Annotated in this window: 13 protein-coding genes and 1 tRNA gene; 9 read left to right on the top strand and 5 right to left on the bottom strand. The window is 64.4% G+C overall.

The window, feature by feature from the left end:
• Positions 1–41 precede the first annotated feature (41 nt).
• Both AC0WRY_RS09655 and AC0WRY_RS09650 read right to left on the bottom strand, forming a co-directional pair.
• Positions 42–2,003 carry a DUF6538 domain-containing protein gene (locus tag AC0WRY_RS09655; RefSeq protein ID WP_491122980.1) on the bottom strand — a complete coding sequence of 654 codons (1,962 nt, stop codon included), beginning with the start codon at positions 2,001–2,003 and terminating at the stop codon, positions 42–44.
• A gap of 129 nt (positions 2,004–2,132) precedes the next feature.
• A tRNA-Gln gene (locus tag AC0WRY_RS09650) sits at positions 2,133–2,207 on the bottom strand.
• Between the two features lie 254 nt (positions 2,208–2,461).
• Here AC0WRY_RS09650 and AC0WRY_RS09645 point away from each other — a divergent pair.
• Positions 2,462–4,240 (top strand): acyl-CoA dehydrogenase family protein, encoded by a 1,779-nt coding sequence (locus AC0WRY_RS09645; RefSeq protein WP_194406778.1) that lies wholly within the window; start codon positions 2,462–2,464, stop codon positions 4,238–4,240.
• A gap of 197 nt (positions 4,241–4,437) precedes the next feature.
• Here AC0WRY_RS09645 and AC0WRY_RS09640 read toward each other — a convergent pair whose 3' ends face one another.
• Both AC0WRY_RS09640 and AC0WRY_RS09635 read right to left on the bottom strand, forming a co-directional pair.
• A complete protein-coding gene (locus AC0WRY_RS09640; RefSeq protein ID WP_194406777.1) occupies positions 4,438–5,676 on the bottom strand; it encodes an MFS transporter in 1,239 nt (412 codons plus the stop codon).
• Positions 5,676–5,834 (bottom strand): hypothetical protein, encoded by a 159-nt coding sequence (locus AC0WRY_RS09635; protein WP_194406776.1) that lies wholly within the window; start codon positions 5,832–5,834, stop codon positions 5,676–5,678. Before AC0WRY_RS09635 ends, AC0WRY_RS09640 begins: the two co-directional genes overlap by 1 nt.
• Before the next feature lie 83 nt (positions 5,835–5,917).
• Here AC0WRY_RS09635 and AC0WRY_RS09630 point away from each other — a divergent pair, with 83 nt between their 5' ends.
• The 8 genes from AC0WRY_RS09630 to AC0WRY_RS09595 all read left to right on the top strand — a co-directional run bounded on the left by AC0WRY_RS09630 (position 5,918) and on the right by AC0WRY_RS09595 (position 15,226).
• Positions 5,918–6,676, top strand: a complete 759-nt coding sequence (locus AC0WRY_RS09630; protein WP_194406775.1) for an enoyl-CoA hydratase-related protein — start codon at positions 5,918–5,920, stop codon at positions 6,674–6,676.
• A gap of 178 nt (positions 6,677–6,854) precedes the next feature.
• On the top strand, positions 6,855–8,510 hold the full coding sequence (locus tag AC0WRY_RS09625) for a bifunctional metallophosphatase/5'-nucleotidase (protein WP_194406774.1): 1,656 nt from the start codon (positions 6,855–6,857) through the stop codon (positions 8,508–8,510).
• A 135-nt stretch (positions 8,511–8,645) separates the two neighbouring features.
• Positions 8,646–9,575: a histone deacetylase family protein gene (locus AC0WRY_RS09620; protein ID WP_194406773.1), complete on the top strand. Its 930-nt coding sequence runs from the start codon at positions 8,646–8,648 to the stop codon at positions 9,573–9,575.
• Between the two features lie 74 nt (positions 9,576–9,649).
• Positions 9,650–9,901 (top strand): exodeoxyribonuclease VII small subunit, encoded by a 252-nt coding sequence (locus tag AC0WRY_RS09615; RefSeq protein ID WP_091964702.1) that lies wholly within the window; start codon positions 9,650–9,652, stop codon positions 9,899–9,901.
• 606 nt (positions 9,902–10,507) lie between these two features.
• On the top strand, positions 10,508–12,436 hold the full coding sequence (gene dxs / locus AC0WRY_RS09610; protein ID WP_194406772.1) for a 1-deoxy-D-xylulose-5-phosphate synthase: 1,929 nt from the start codon (positions 10,508–10,510) through the stop codon (positions 12,434–12,436).
• A gap of 235 nt (positions 12,437–12,671) precedes the next feature.
• Positions 12,672–13,226 (top strand): nucleoside 2-deoxyribosyltransferase, encoded by a 555-nt coding sequence (locus AC0WRY_RS09605; RefSeq protein ID WP_194406771.1) that lies wholly within the window; start codon positions 12,672–12,674, stop codon positions 13,224–13,226.
• Between the two features lie 25 nt (positions 13,227–13,251).
• On the top strand, positions 13,252–13,986 hold the full coding sequence (locus tag AC0WRY_RS09600; protein ID WP_194406770.1) for a TlyA family RNA methyltransferase: 735 nt from the start codon (positions 13,252–13,254) through the stop codon (positions 13,984–13,986).
• Complete coding sequence (locus tag AC0WRY_RS09595; protein WP_194408212.1) at positions 13,979–15,226, top strand: class I SAM-dependent RNA methyltransferase; 1,248 nt, start codon at positions 13,979–13,981, stop codon at positions 15,224–15,226. Before AC0WRY_RS09600 ends, AC0WRY_RS09595 begins: the two co-directional genes overlap by 8 nt.
• 3 nt (positions 15,227–15,229) lie before the next feature.
• Here the strand turns inward: AC0WRY_RS09595 and AC0WRY_RS09590 are convergent, their stop codons facing one another.
• Positions 15,230–16,081: an ABC transporter permease gene (locus AC0WRY_RS09590; RefSeq protein WP_194406769.1), complete on the bottom strand. Its 852-nt coding sequence runs from the start codon at positions 16,079–16,081 to the stop codon at positions 15,230–15,232.

The following is a 16,081-nucleotide window of genomic DNA, read 5'->3' as shown; positions in this document are numbered from 1 at the left end:
AGCGGAATACGACGCGCAAAGTTCGCGCCGGCCAACGCAATTTACGAAAGCATTGCTTTCTTTACCCGACTGGGATGTGAGAACGGCGCCGTTTTCTTTTCGCTTACCCAATGAAACAGATTGATTGGATGGGCGACGAGATGGCCGGTCACTATCGGCATCGTGCAGACTATTTTGAACATGGCCTCGATCTCGGTGGCTTCACAATACCGCTCGGAGGTTTCCGACTTTCCACTGTGACCCAACAGATCAGCCCGATGCTCTTCTCTCACGTCATGCTTCTTCAAGATGGCTCCGAACGCATGTCGAAGCGCATGCGAGCCAAGCCCTTCTTCGGTAATTCCCGCTGTAATCAAGACCGGCTTGAACAGCTTGTAATACCGATTACCCAACGGCGATTTGGTTGTAGGTGAAAACAAATCAGGAAAAACAAGTTCATATCCGAGCAAACGGATGAGCGCGACATACTTCAGGAAGCCCAACCTAATGAGCTCGGGGTGGATGACGATATTTCGCTTGGACTGCGCGTTCTTGATGCGACGGAACTTGTTCTTCGCGATGTGCAGATACGGATGTTCGCCGTTAGTCTCAATGACGTCGCCCGTCATCAGCCCGCAGTATTCTTCGCGCCGCCCGCCGCCATAGAACATCAGCATTGGCACGAAATAAAGAGCACCGTGGAAAACTAGGGATTCGTTATGGGCGCCTTCTTCCGAAAGCCGATTCCACCCAGCGCAGTTTACGAACGGCGGTTGATTGAACAGATTCTTGATCTTCAGAAGCGGCAACTTGAGGCGCTCATCGCGCTCGCGTTCGTCCGTGTTGTTGATGACACGCAGCTTTGTGATCTTGAGCTTAGCATCCAGCTCAACACCTTCGGCTTCGGCGAGATCAAATAACTGATCGATGAACGTCAGATGGCGGTTGAGCGTGCCCGGCTCCAGGCCGCGAAGTTCTTCCGGTTTCGACAGCGCAATGATGCGCATCTCCGCAAGCGATCGATCTTTGTCGTTCTTACCCTTGCCGTGGTGCTTATAAATTTCAGTTTCCAGAAAATTAGCCAGAGCGGCCAGATCTTTCTGCCTCACCGCGCTCATGTTCTCGATACCGCGCTCTTCCTTCATAAATCTCGCCAGCAAGTCGAAGATTTGCGTCGCCTGCTGTTTGCTCTTCGCACTCCAACGCTCTGCCTTGCTTCGCTTCCTAACGAGCAGGTCAGCCATTGCCTTGAATCGATCATCGACAGCAGCAGCATCCTGCTCCTGAACGCGATCGGCGCTATCATTCAGCTCCGGCACGTATGCCGGTTGCACTAAATCGAGTGGCCTCGCAGCTACTTGATATGCTGGCTGGACCCTGTCCTTGAGGATCCGGTCGATAAATTCCTCGGCCTCGACGATCTTGCCACCATATCGCCGCTCAGATTGCGCAAGCGCCATCCACATCCCGCGGAAATAGACATCCTGCGCCATCGCCAAATTACTTGCGTCGGCCGGTGCACCGTTGGCGGCGAGCAAATTTTGCAGAATTCCGTGCCTGGTGGGCACGAGGTCATTGACGCGTAGCATCGCCAAATGATCTTGGACGGCAGCAATGTCAGCCGCAGTCAGACCTTCCGCAGACATCTGTGTTTCGTCGGTCGGGCGAACGACGGCGTTGGATCCTTGCGTATGAAGCAAGCGATAGGCCCACGCGGCGCGGCGGTCGTCTCGCTCGGCTTGAGCTGCGTCGAAGCCGGCGAACGATTTCGCCGCAGCGGACAAGCGCTCCAGCTTGTTCAAATGCTTCGTCACGACATCGCGCAGGAGGTCGTCCACTTGGCGCGGCGTCAGATGCATTTCCGAATGCTCGAAGGCCGTCACGACCTCCTCCAATTTGGCATCGAGCAGCACCACCAAACGCCGTGCGAAATTTGGATCGGGTGTCTGCAAGCTTAAGAACAGATGCCGTCTATGAAACCAGCTGGCGAGCGCATTCGGAAGACGTCGGCGCCAGTAGTACATGGCTTTTCTTCGATAGAGATGAGTTGCGGCTGGCACGATCGCTCCGTGAAGCAGTCATGTGCTGCACGCCGTGGCGCGGCGCCCCACCTAGGTCGAAAAACTTAGCATTTTCAGTGATTTGCAATTTTCTGGCTGGGGCGGGAGGGATCGAACCTCCGAATGGCGGAATCAAAATCCGCTGCCTTACCGCTTGGCTACGCCCCAACAGGGGGGAACGACGGAAGACCGGGCTACCGCAGATTCCCTCAGGTGCTGCCGGTCTATAGGGAGAGAAGCAGCATTTCAACCGCTCGGAGAGGCAAAATACCACGGCCGCCGGGATCGGCCGCGCCGACACCTTATTATCGGACCGTACGAGAGGGCCCCGCAAAATCCTGATGCGGTCCCGTATCGCGACCATTGAGACCTCCCCCGTTTCATGGGAATACGGCGCCAAGACCTGTCCACGGGAGTGAACCATGACCTACCGCGCGCCGATTAATGACATGCTGCTGTCGCTCAACCATGGCGCCGGCCTCAAGGCTGCCGTGGAAGCCGGTCATTACGGCGAATTCGACATGGATATCGCCGCCGCCGTGCTGGAGGAAGCCGGCAAGTTCGCGTCCGACGTGCTGGCGCCGCTCAACAAGGTCGGCGACGAGCACGGCATCAAGCTCGACGACGGCAAGGTCACGACCGCGCCGGGCTGGCCGGACGCCTACAAGCGCTGGACCGATGGCGGCTGGAACGCGGTGGCCGGTCCCGAAGATTTCGGCGGTCAGGGCCTGCCGATCGCGATCAATGCAGCCTGCACCGAGATCTGGAGCGCGGCCAACGTCGCCTTCGGCCTCTGCCCGCTGCTGACGGCCTCGGCGATCGAGGCGCTGGACGCGCATGGCAATGACGAGTTGAAGAAAATCTATCTCGAAAAACTCGTCTCCGGCGAATGGACCGGCACGATGCAGCTCACCGAGCCGCAGGCCGGCTCCGACGTCGGCGCGCTGCGCACCCGCGCCGAGAAGCAGGCCGACGGCACCTATCGCATCAAGGGGACGAAAATCTTCATCACCTATGGCGAACACGACATGACCGACAACATCGTGCATTTCGTGCTGGCCCGCCTGCCCGATGCGCCCGCCGGCACCAAGGGGATTTCGCTCTTCCTCGTGCCGAAGTTCATGGTCAATGCCGACGGATCGCTGGGGCAGCGCAACGATATCTTCGCCAGCGGCGTCGAGCACAAGCTCGGCATGCATGCCTCCCCCACCTGCACCATGACGATGGGCGATCGTGGCGGCGCCATCGGCTTTCTGATTGGCGAAGAGAACCAGGGCATGCGCTGCATGTTCACGATGATGAACCAGGCTCGCCTCGGCGTCGGCCTGGAGGGTGTCGGCGTCGCCGACCGCGCCTATCAGCAGGCCTTGTCGTATGCCCAGGAGCGTAAGCAGGGCCGCGCCGTCGGCAGCAAGGGCGACGGCTCGGATGCGATCTTCGTCCACCCCGACGTCAAGCGCATGCTGATGCGGATGCGCGCACAGACGGCCGCCGCGCGCACCATCTGCTATGCGACCGCGGTCGCGCTCGACGTCTCCACGCGCGCCAAGGATCCGAAGGTGCGCGCGGATGCCGCCGCGCGCGCGGCGCTGTTGACGCCGATGGCCAAGGCCTATTCCACCGACATCGGCAACGAGGTCGCCTATCTCGGCGTGCAGATCCATGGCGGCATGGGCTTCATCGAGGAAACCGGCGCGGCGCAGCACTACCGCGACGCGCGCATCACCGCGATCTACGAGGGCACCAACGGCATCCAGGCGATCGACCTCGTCACGCGCAAGCTCGCGGCCAATGGCGGCGCGTCGGTGTGGGCGCTGCTCGACGAGCTCGCGGCAACCGTCAAACAGGTCGAGGCCTCCAACGATCCCGCTTTCGGCACCACCGGAGCGAAGCTGCGCGAGGCGCTCGAGGCGCTCACGCGCACCAGCAAATGGCTGCTGGAACGGGTTGCGTCCGCACCGAACGAGGCGCTTGCCGGTGCAACACCCTATCTGCAGCAATTCGGCGCCACGCTCGGCGGCTGCCTGCTCGCCTCCGAGGCGCTTGCTGCCAAGGCCGACGGCAACACGGACGCCGCGCGCTACGTCTCCCTCGCGCGCTTCTTCGCCGAGAACATCACCGTGCAGGCCGGCGCGCTGGAGCGCACCGTGACGGAGAGCGCGGAATCGGTCGCGGCGGCGGATGCGGTGCTGCTGGGGTAAGGAACGCTGGTGTCCCGGACGCGCTGCAACGCCATAGCGTGTCGACGACGCGCGTAAACGCGCTTTTGGCGTTGCTGCGCAGAGCGGGACGCAGATGGCAACAACCGACACTGCTGAGCATGGGCCCCGGCTCCGCAGCGCACCGCTGAAGTCGCGCTGCGCTGCGTCCGGGGCACGAGAGCGCCATCCGACCCGGGCTACGAAGCTGCGAGCTTCGCCCTTCTCCCCGGCCGCCACAGCACAATCCCCGCCGCCACGAGATCCAGCGCGACGCACATCGCAAACGCGCTGGTGTAATCTCCGGTGAAACTCCGCGCCAGGCCGACGATGCCGGGACCGAAGGCGCTGACGACGCCGCTGATCGACGTGCCCAATCCCATTGCGGTGGCGAAGGCGTCGGCGCCGATCTCGCGCTGGATGATCAAGGGCGGGAAGGTGATCATGTTGCCGATCGAGAAGCCGTAGACGGCGCAGCACGCCAGCAGCATCGTCGGGTTCGTGCTCTGGAGAAGCACGAACAGGGCCGCCGCCTGGCTCGTCATCGACGCGGCGCAGGCCAGACGCGGATCGAGGCGGTCGACGAAGAGGCCGAGCGACAGGCGGCCGACCACCGCCATCGCCGCCATGATGGTGACCGCGAGCCCTGCGGCGGAGCGGCCGATCAGCGGATCGAGAAAGCTCACCTGGTGAATGATGAATCCCATCTGCGCCAGCAGCGCGATCGCGATCGGCAGCACCATGGTCCAAAATGCCGCGTTGGCGAGCAGGGCCTTGCGCGAGTGGGCCGGCGTCGGCACGCCTTCACCGGAGCGGCGGTGGCCCGGCGCCTGCGCCGTCCCGGCGGGCCAGCCGATGAACATCATCACCACCGGCAGCACCAGCACCATCATCGCAAGCGTGGCCGCCAGCATGGCGGAGCGAAAGCCGATGCTGCCGGTCAGCGACAGAAGCAACGGAACGAGGATGATGCCGCCGCAGGTCGCGCCGTTGAACGCGAGACTGAGCGCGAGCCCGCGCCGGCGTTCGAACCAGGAGTTCAGCACGGTCGCGATCACCACGGTACCCATGCCGGTCCAGCCGACCGACATCAGCGCATAGGCGAGATAGAGCTGCCAGGGCGTCTGCATCAGCGCCAGCAGCGCGGTCGAAGCGCCCAGCGCCACCAGGCCGCATAGGATCAGTGCGCGCAGCCCGATACGGTCGAGCAGATCGTCGGTGAAGATGACGAGCACGGACGTCAGGAGAAACGAGAAGGTGCTGGCAGCCGAGACGATCGAGCCCGGCCAGCCATGGGCACGCTGCAGCTCGGCGAGATAAACGCCCTGGCCGTACAGGCCGAAGCCGAACATGAAGAAGGCCATCAGAAAGCAGGCCAGCACGACGCGCCAGCCGCGGTAGTGCGGCGAGGATTCGTCGACGCGGGTCGCAGCAATCATCAATCGAGCAATCGGCTAAATGGAACCGGGTCATCGTGCACTACAACCACCGGTTTTTCAAATAAAACATTGTAGCTCATTGTTGCAGTGCGCGACAGCGGCGGCTGCCCCGTGCCGGCCTTGCAGAAATTGGCGCCGAAAAGGTTGAGCCAGCGCATTGGCAGGCTTGCGAGATGATGTAGGCTGATGCCCGACGAGACTCGCAAAGCAGCGGGCATCGCGGCGACCGCAGGGGACCCTCATGCCGAATGGCAACATCGTCGTCACCGAAGAGCGTGGAACGCGCGTGATCACCCTGCGCCGTCCCGGCAAGAAGAACGCGATCACCCAGGACATGTACCGGGAGATGGGCCACGCGATCGACACCGCGCAGAACAATCCCGATATCCGCTGCATGATCATCACCGGCGGCTCCGGCGTGTTCACCGCGGGCGACGACATCGACGATTTCATGCACGCCGACACCTCGCGCCCCGAAACGCTGTCGGAAGGCGCAAAATTTCTCTATTCGCTCGCCCTCAACGTCAAACCGATCATCGCGGCCGTCGACGGAGCGTCGATCGGCATGGGCACCGTGATGCTGTTCCACTGCGACTACGTGCTCGCCTCGAATGCCGCGACCTTTTCCGCACCCTACATCCATCTCGGGCTGGTGCCGGTCGGCGCAGCCAGCCTCCTGGTGCCGAACACGATGGGATATCAGCGCGCCTTCGCGATGCTGGTGATGGGGCGGACGTTTTCCGCCGCGGAGGCGCATGCCGCCGGCCTCGTCAACACCGTGGTGTCGGCGGGACATACCGAGGTCGAGGCGCGCAAGGTGGCGCGCGATATCTGCCGGCTGCCGGCCGAAGCGGTCGCAACCTCGCGCAAGCTGCTGCGCGCGCCGGCCGAAGAGCTCACCCGCCGCATCGACCAGGAGGGCCACCTGTTCGGCGAACGGCTGAAGTCGAACGAGGCGGTGGCGGCGTTCACTGCGTTCGCGAACAGGAAGAAGCGGTAGGCGCTCGCGCATTTCCTAGGCTTGCCAGTCATTCCGGGGCGCGACGAAGTCGCGAGCCCGGAATCCATTTATCCACCGTCACTGCAGCCCAATGGATTCCGGGTTCGCGCTACGCGCGCCCCAGAATGACGGTGAGAACTTTCGTGAAATCTTCGCGCGGGGTGGCTACTCTACTTCCATGAGATACCGATCCGCCCTTGCCGCTCTCGCGCTGACCTTTGCCCTCCCCGCCACGGCTCAGACCGCGGCCCCGGTCGAGCTGCGCATCCTCGCGATCAACGATTTCCACGGCAATCTGCGCCCGCCGCCGGGTGGCATCCGTATCGGAGATCCCGAGGACAGGAGCAAGAAAGTGATGGTGGCGGCCGGCGGCGCTGAATACATGGCGACGCTGGTCAAGCAGCTGCGCGACGGACACAAGAACACGATCCTCGTCGCCGCCGGCGACCTGATCGGCGCGAGCCCGTTCCTGTCGGCGATGTTCCACGACGAGCCCTCGATCGAGTCGCTGTCGATGATGGGGCTCGCGATCAGCTCGGTCGGCAATCACGAATTCGACGAGGGCAAGACCGAGCTGCTGCGGATGCAGAACGGCGGCTGCCATCCGGTCGACGGCTGCCAGGGGCCGCATCCCTTCACCGGCGCCAAATTCCGTTATCTCGCAGCATCCACCATCGAGGCCGCGACGGGCAACAGCTTGCTGCCGCCTTATGAGATCAGGGAGTTCGAGGGCGTCCCCGTCGCCTTCATCGGGCTGACCTTGAAGGAGACCGCGGGCATCGTCTCGCCATCAGGCATCCAGGGGCTCGAATTCCGCGACGAGGCCGAGACCGTGAATGCACAGGTCGCGCAGTTGAAGGCGCGCGGCGTCGAGGCGATCGTGGTGCTGATCCACCAGGGCGGCGAGCCCGCCGGCGACTACAATGAATGCCCCGGCATCACCGGGCCGATCGTCGACATCGTGAAGAAGTTCGACCGCGCCGTCGACGTCGTCGTCAGCGGCCACACCCATCGCGCCTATGTCTGCGATATCGACGGGCGGCTCGTCACCAGCGGTGACAAATACGGCACGCTGGTCACCGCGATCGACCTGAAGCTCGATCCCGCCACGCGCGACATCGTCAGCGCCAGGGGCGAGAACGTCATCGTCGCCAATGCCTCGCTGGCGAAAGATGCGGAGCAGACCGCGCTGATCGAGGCCTATGACAGGCTCTCGGCGCCGATCGCCAACCGGCCGGCCGGATCGGTGATGCAGACGCTGTCGCGCGTGCCGAACGAGGCCGGCGAAAGCGCGCTCGGCGATGTCATTGCGGATGCGCAGCTCGCCGCGACCAAGGACGCCAGGGATGGCAGCGCTGTCATCGCGCTCACCAATCCCGGCGGCATCCGCACCGACATCGTCCCGAAGGAGAACGGCGCGATCACCTTCGGCGATGTGTTCGCCAGCCAGCCGTTCCGCAACCGCCTGGTCACGATGACGCTGACCGGCAGCCAGCTCAAGGACATGCTCGAGCAGCAATGGCTGGACCCGAAGCGGCCGCGGATCCTCCAGGTGTCGAACGGATTCAGCTATGCCTGGGATGCGTCGAAGCCATTCGGCGAGCGCGTGATCCCCGAGAAGATGACGCTGGGCGGCAGGCCGATCGAGCCTGGAAGCGGCTACCGTATCACCCTCAACGATTACCTTGCCGTCGGCGGCGACGGTTTTACCGTCGCCAAACAGGGCGCCTCGCCGCAATATGGCGGTTACGACGCGGACGCGCTGTTCGCGTTCTTCCGGGCGCACGGACCAATCGGTCCGCTACCGCCGACCCGCATCCTGCGGGTGAATTGATCCGGATCAAACGGCAGCAGCCCGGGACGCCCCTTTGCCATTGCCGCCCAAGCGCATAGATTGTGTCAGGCATTGCGTTTTGGCGCCGGATGCGCCAAGCGACGACGAAAGCCCGTTTCTTGTGAGGCCGACCTGATGAGCACGCTCCTCCTTTCCCACAAGGCCTGCCTCGACCATGTCACGCCGCCGGGACACCCTGAAAGGCCCGATCGCCTGCGCGCCGTGGAGGAAGCGCTGTCGCATGAGCGCTTCCAGTTCCTGGCGCGCGACCAGGCGCCGGAGGGCGATCTCGATCTCGTCACGCTCTGCCACAACGAGCACTACGTCACCGAGCTGCGCCACATCGCGCCGAGCAGCGGGCAGGTCTATATCGACGGCGACACGTCGATGTCGCCGGGCACGTGGGAGGCGGTGATGCGCGGCGTCGGCGGCGCGGTCGCGGCGACTGAAGCGGTGATGAAGGGCGAACACCGCAACGCCTTCGTCGCGGTGCGTCCGCCCGGGCATCACGCCGAGATCGGCAAGCCGATGGGCTTCTGCTTCTTCGACAACGTCGCGATCGCCGCGCGCCATGCGCAGCGCAAATACGGCATCAAGCGCGCCGCCATCGTCGATTTCGACGTGCATCACGGCAACGGCACCCAGGACATCTTCTGGTCGGACCCCACCGTGATGTACTGCTCGACGCATCAGATGCCGCTGTTTCCGGGCACCGGCGCCAAGGGCGAGCGCGGCGACCACGACACCATCGTCAACGCACCGCTCGCCTCCGAGGACGGCGGACCGGAATTCCGCTCCGCGTTCGAGAATCTGATCCTGCCGCAGCTCGAAAAATTCAGCCCCGAGCTGCTCGTCATCTCCGCCGGCTTCGACGCGCATTACCGCGATCCCCTGGCCTCGCTGAATTTGCGCGCGGAGGATTATGCCTGGGTGACGCGCAAGCTGATGGATCTCGCCGACAAGACCGCCGGAGGGCGTGTTGTCTCGGTGCTCGAGGGCGGCTATGACCTGCAAGGACTGAAAGAATCTGTTACGGCGCATGTCGGCGCCCTGATGGGCGCGTAGAGACGCCCGCCACATTAAGCCCGCAAAACCCGCCTTCACTCCAGCGAAAGCGAATCGGGCAATCGGAAACGGATATGGCCGAAAATACCCAAGTCGACGTCTCCAAGCTCACCTTCGAGCGCGCGATCGAGGAACTCGAAACGATCGTGAAGCGGCTCGAGGACGGCAAGGTGCCGCTCGAGGAATCCGTGACGATCTACGAGCGCGGCGAGGCGCTCAAGCGTCGCTGCGAGGAGTTGCTGCGCCAGGCCGAAGCGCGCGTCGACAAGATCACCACCGATGCCAGCGGCCAGGCCACCGGCACGGCACCGCTCGACGTCCAGTAAGCGGAGCCGAGAATTTCCTGCGGTCGCCTGACAACTGGGCGAAGCAGCTTCACGGCAAGCGTGGCCGCCGCATTGTTTTCATGATCGCACGGCGTCGTTCCGAAGCTTCGCGGTTCCGTGCAGACGGATCGATTGCCCGTCCGGTCCGGAATCGGCCTGCTGAGGGCAAAAAAGACGTCATTCAGGTAAAATAGCCTGCATAGGGGCGGGCCTGGGCCGGAACCCATGGCCCCCGCCCACGGTTAACCACTCTGGCCCGCCGGTTGCATCTGCATACCCCTAATCGGTCCGGCGGGTTGGCTTTGGCCCAAGCTTTGGTGTAAAGCTGCGCGGAGTGTGGCTTTTTGCAAGCCTTGCGTAGGCACCGATTACCGACGACAAGCGCTTCAATCTGCTAATGAAATTGGCTGGGACGGACGAAGCCGATCTAAGTGACAGGGATCACAGAGACTGAACCGGAGCGCACTTAAGCTTACCTAAGCTTGAAGACGGGGCCTTGCCCCATGCAGGTGGCTCCGACGGTTTGAGGACTCGCGCTGCGCCGATATTGTGCAAACCCATCGCGCACCGGAATGACCTTCCGGCGCTGACAAATTGGAAATCGCCGTGAACGCATACAGTAAAACGCCGCTTCTCGACACCATCCGGACGCCGGAAGACCTGCGCAAGCTCAAGATCGAGCAGGTTCGCCAGGTCGCCGACGAGCTGCGGCAGGAGACCATCGATGCCGTCTCGGTGACCGGCGGTCACTTCGGCGCGGGCCTCGGCGTGGTCGAGCTCACCACCGCGATCCATTACGTCTTCGACACGCCGCGCGACCGGCTGATCTGGGACGTCGGCCACCAGGCCTATCCGCACAAGATTCTCACCGGACGCCGCGACCGCATCCGCACGCTGCGCACCGGCGGCGGCCTGTCCGGCTTCACCAAGCGCAGCGAGAGCGATTACGATCCGTTCGGCGCGGCGCATTCCTCGACCTCGATCTCCGCCGGCCTCGGCATGGCGGTGGCGCGCGATCTCTCCGGCGGCAAGAACAACGTCATCGCCGTGATCGGTGACGGCGCGATGTCGGCGGGCATGGCCTATGAGGCCATGAACAATGCGGGCGCCATGAACTCGCGCCTGATCGTCATCCTCAACGACAACGACATGTCGATCGCGCCGCCGGTCGGCGCCATGAGCGCCTATCTGTCGCGGCTCTACTCCGGCAAGACCTATCGCACGCTGCGCGATGCGGCCAAGCAGATCAACAAGCGCCTGCCCAAGATCATCGCCAGCCGCGCCAACCGCGTCGAGGAATATTCCCGCGGCTTCATGATGGACGGCGGCACGCTGTTCGAGGAGCTCGGCTTCTACTATGTCGGCCCGATCGACGGTCACAATCTCGACCATCTGCTGCCCGTGCTGAAGAACGTGCGCGACATGGAGACCGGTCCGATCCTGGTCCACGTTGTGACGCAGAAGGGCAAGGGCTACGGCCCCGCGGAAGCGTCCGCCGACAAGTACCACGCCGTCGTCAAGTTCGACGTCGCGACCGGCACGCAGGCCAAGGCCAAGCCGAATGCGCCGGCCTACCAGAACGTGTTCGGCCAGAGCCTCGTCAAGGAAGCCCAGAAGGACGACAAGATCGTCGCCATCACCGCGGCGATGCCGTCGGGCACCGGCGTCGACATCTTCAACAAGGCCTTCCCCGACCGCACGTTCGATGTCGGCATCGCCGAGCAGCACGCGGTGACGTTCGCCGCGGGACTCGCGACCGAAGGCTACAAGCCGTTCTGCGCGATCTACTCGACCTTCCTGCAGCGCGGCTACGACCAAATCGTGCATGACGTCGCGATCCAGAACCTGCCCGTCCGCTTCGCCATCGACCGCGCCGGCCTCGTCGGCGCCGACGGTGCGACGCATGCCGGCTCGTTCGACAACACCTATCTCGGCTGTCTGCCGAACATGGTGATCATGGCGGCGGCCGATGAGGCCGAACTCGTGCACATGGTGGCGACCCAGGTCGCGATCAACGACCGTCCGAGTTCGCTGCGCTATCCGCGCGGCGAAGGCCGCGGCATCGAGATGCCCGAGGTCGGCATTCCGCTCGAGATCGGCAAGGGCCGCATGATCCGCCAGGGCAGCAAGATCGCCCTGCTCTCCTTCGGCACGCGCCTCGCCGAATGCGAGAAGGCCGCCGACGAGCTCGCCGCGCATGGCCTCTCCACCTCGATCGCGGATGCGCGCTTCATGAAGCCGCTCGATACCGAACTGGTGCTCAAGCTCGCGCGCGACCACGACGTGCTGATCACGATCGAAGAAGGCTCGGTCGGCGGCTTCGGCTCGCATGTCGCGCAGTTCCTGACCGACCAGGGCGTGCTCGACACCGGCATGGTCAAGTTCCGCTCGATGGTGCTGCCCGACGTGTTCCAGGACCACGACACCCCCGCCGCGATGTACGGCCGCGCCGGTCTCGACGCCAAGGGCATCGTCGCCAAGGTGTTCGAGGCGCTCGGCAAGGACGTCAAGGCCGAGACGGTCAAGCTGGCTTGAGGCTGGTTTACCTCTCCCGCTTGCGGGAGAGGGCGACGCGAAGCCTCGGGTGAGGGCGTTCTCCTCTCGGGGGTTCTCGATTGAGGACACAACCCTCTCCCGTAGCCGATGCTTCGCATCGGCGTTCCCTAAGAACGGCAGCCAAAGGCCGCCTTTGCCTCCCCCGCACGCGGGGCAGGCAGCAATCCGCACGCTATGGCTTGCACCTCGACCCAAATTTTCCGGTACTAACGCCATGAAAATCTATCTGGCAGGTCCCGACGTGTTCCTGCCGGATGCCATGGAAATCGGCCGGCGCAAGGTCGAGATCTGCGCGGCGCATGGCCTGACCGGCCTCTATCCCCTCGACAACGCCATCGACCTTTCCGCGTCCGACGCTTCGCGGCAGATCTTCTGCGGCAACGAGGCGATGATGGACGAGGCCGATGCCATCATCGCCAACCTCACCCCGTTCCGTGGCGCCGGTGCCGATCCCGGCACCGTCTACGAACTCGGCTATATGGCCGGGCGCAGCAAGTTCTGCCTCGCCTATTCCAACGACGGCGCCACCTATGCCGACCGCCTCGGCCGCTTCATGGACGTCACGTCCGAGGACGGGCGGCTGGTCGACGCGCAGGGCCTGACCGTCGAGGATTTCGGCCTCGTCGACAACCTCATGATGATCCACGCGCTGGAGCTGCACGGCTGCCCGCTGGTGACGCCGGCCACCATGCCCACCGACGTCTGGCACGATCTGGCCGCGTTCGAGGCTTGCGTCCGGATGGCGGCCGCGCGATTGATCGCTACATAAGCGCCAGCCCTATCTGGAGAGTCGATTGTCCCCTGCCCGCAAGCGCGCGGATGTTCTTTTGGTCGAGCGCGGCCTGTTCGAAAGCCGGGCGCGGGCGCGCGCGGCAATCGAGGCCGGTCGCGTCACGGCCGACGCCAAGCCGGTTTCAAAACCGTCGGAGACGATTGCCGAGGACGCCGTCATCCAGGCCGAGCCCGCGCACCCCTACGTTTCCCGCGGCGGCGTCAAGCTCGCCGGCGCGCTGGAGCGCTATCCGATCGAGATCGAGGACCATGTCTGCCTCGATGTCGGAGCGTCCACCGGCGGCTTCACGGAGGTGCTGCTGGCGAACGGCGCGAGCCTGGTGTTCGCCATCGACGTCGGCACCAGCCAACTGCATCCCTCGCTGCGCGGTCATTCCAAGATCGTGTCGATGGAGGAGACCGACATCCGCCTCTATGACGGCAAGAGGCTGCCGGCGCGGCCCGATGTCGTCGTCATCGACGTCAGCTTCATCTCGCTCAAGACGGTGCTGCCGGTGGCGCTCTCCCTCGCCGCCGCTCCGATGAGCCTGCTGGCGCTGATCAAGCCGCAGTTCGAGGCGGACAGGAAGCACAACAAGAAGGGCATCGTCCGCGACGCCGCCGTGCACCGGGAAATCTGCGACGATATCGCCGCCTTCGCCGCGTCGCTCGGCTGCACCGATATCGAGGTGTTTCCCTCCCCGATCGCGGGCGGCGACGGCAATGTCGAATTCTTCCTGGGCGCGCGCCGTGGTTGAGCGCCTGACCATCGATCACGTCGGCCATCGCGGCGACGGCGTCTGCCTCACGACGGGCGATGCGGTCTATGTGCCCTATACGCTGCAAGGCGAGACCGTCGAGGTCGATCACGTCGTCGGCCACCATCCCGATCGCCGCAAGCTGCTCGCGGTCGATATCGCAAGCCCCGAGCGCATCGAGCCGTTCTGCCCGCATTTCGGCGTCTGCGGCGGCTGCGCGATCCAGCACTGGGCGGCAGCGCCCTATCATTCCTGGAAGCGCGGCATCGTGGTCGAGACGCTGGCGCAGGCCGCCATCGATTGCCAGGTGGCGCCGCTGGTGGGTGCCCATGGCGCCGGCCGCCGCCGTGTCACGCTGCATGGCCGCTTCGGCACGCACGACATCCTCAAGGTCGGCTTCTCCGCGACGAGCTCGCACGACGTCATCCCGATCCACCGCTGCCCGATCCTCGATCCTGCGCTCGAAGGCGCGCTCGATGCCGCCTGGGCGCTCGCCGAGCCGCTGACGTCCAGGATGCCGGTGACCAAGCCGCTCGACATCCAGGTGACCGCCACTCTTAACGGCCTCGATGTCGACGTGCGCGGCTCCGGGCCGCTGCCGACGCCGCTCGTCACCGCGCTGTCGCGCGTCGCCGAGCAGCACCGCCTGGCGCGGCTGACGCGGCATGGCGAGCTGGTGCTGCAACGCCTGCCGCCGACGGTGAAGATGGGCCGCGCCGAGGTGACGCTGCCGCCGGGCTCGTTCCTGCAGGCAACCGTCGCAGGCGAAGAGACGCTGGCCGCGCTCGTCATCGAGCGCATCGGCAAGGCCAAGGAGGTTCTCGACCTCTTTTGCGGTGTCGGCCCGTTCGCGCTACGGCTCGCCGAGAAGGCGCGAGTCACCGCCTATGACAACGACGCCGGGGCGGTCGCGGCGCTGGCGAAGGCCGCGCGCACACCCGGCCTGAAGCCGATCAAGGCCGAACCGCGCGACCTGTTCCGCCGCCCTCTGGTGCCGCCGGAGCTGCGCGACTTCGACGCCGTGGTGTTCGATCCGCCGCGCCAGGGCGCGCAGGCGCAGGCGCTAAAGCTCGCTGCGAGCAAAGTACCGGTCGTGATCGCGGTGTCCTGCAACGTCGCGACCTTTGCCCGCGACGCGCGTCTGCTGATCGACGGCGGCTATCGGCTGGAGGCGGTGGTGCCGGTCGACCAGTTCCGGCACACGCCGCATGTGGAGCTGGTGGCGCGATTCAGCCGTTGATGGCTACGCCGACGGCTCGAATTGCGGCTGCCATCGCAAGAGGTAGGACTGCAACGAGCGCACCGCGACCGCGAGCAGGATGCCGACGAACATCATCACGAAGATGGCGACCATCATCTCACTGGCATTGGCCCGCGCCTCGGCTTCGATGATGAGCTTGCCGAGGCCGCGCTCGGCGCCGATGAACTCGCCGACGATGACGCCGATCAGCGCAAAGGACACCGCCGGCAGCAGAGAAGCGAACACCCAGGCGAGCGCCGACGGGATCACGACGGTCCGCAGCACCGTGAATTCGCTGGCGCCGAGCAGGCGGGCGGCGGCGATCTGATCGCGGTCGACCGCACGCGTTCCCTCGAAGGTGTTGAAGAACACCACGAAGAACACGACGAGCCAGGCGGTCGCGATCTTGGAGAGGTCGCCGAGGCCGAAGATCAGGATCACGAGCGGCACCAGCGCGATGCGCGGGATCGAGTTGAGCGCCACGATGTAGGGCCCGAACACGCGCGCCAGGAACTCCGAACGGCCGAGAACGAGGCCAGCCGCGATGCCGCTCGCCGAGCCGAACAGGAAGCCCCACCAGGTGTTCTTCAAGGTGACGAGCGTGGCAAGCCACAGATTGTTGTCATTGCTCTTGACGCAGGCGGCAAAACCGCCGGCGTCAGCAAAGCAGCCGAGCCGCAAAAAACTTTGCCAGATCAGCGACGGCTTGGCGACGAAATAAGGATCGAGGATTTTTGGCACAAAGGCTTTCGGCAGCAGCGCCTTGCTCCATTCGAAGCCCCACTGCCAGACGACGAGAATTGCTGCGAGAATGGCCAGTTGCCAGAACAGGATGACGATGCGGCTGTTGGACAT

It is taken from the genome of Bradyrhizobium sp. T-12, from assembly GCF_058314695.1.
The sequence above is the reverse complement of the archived record's forward strand: the minus strand, read 5'-3'. Positions and strand labels throughout refer to the sequence as shown.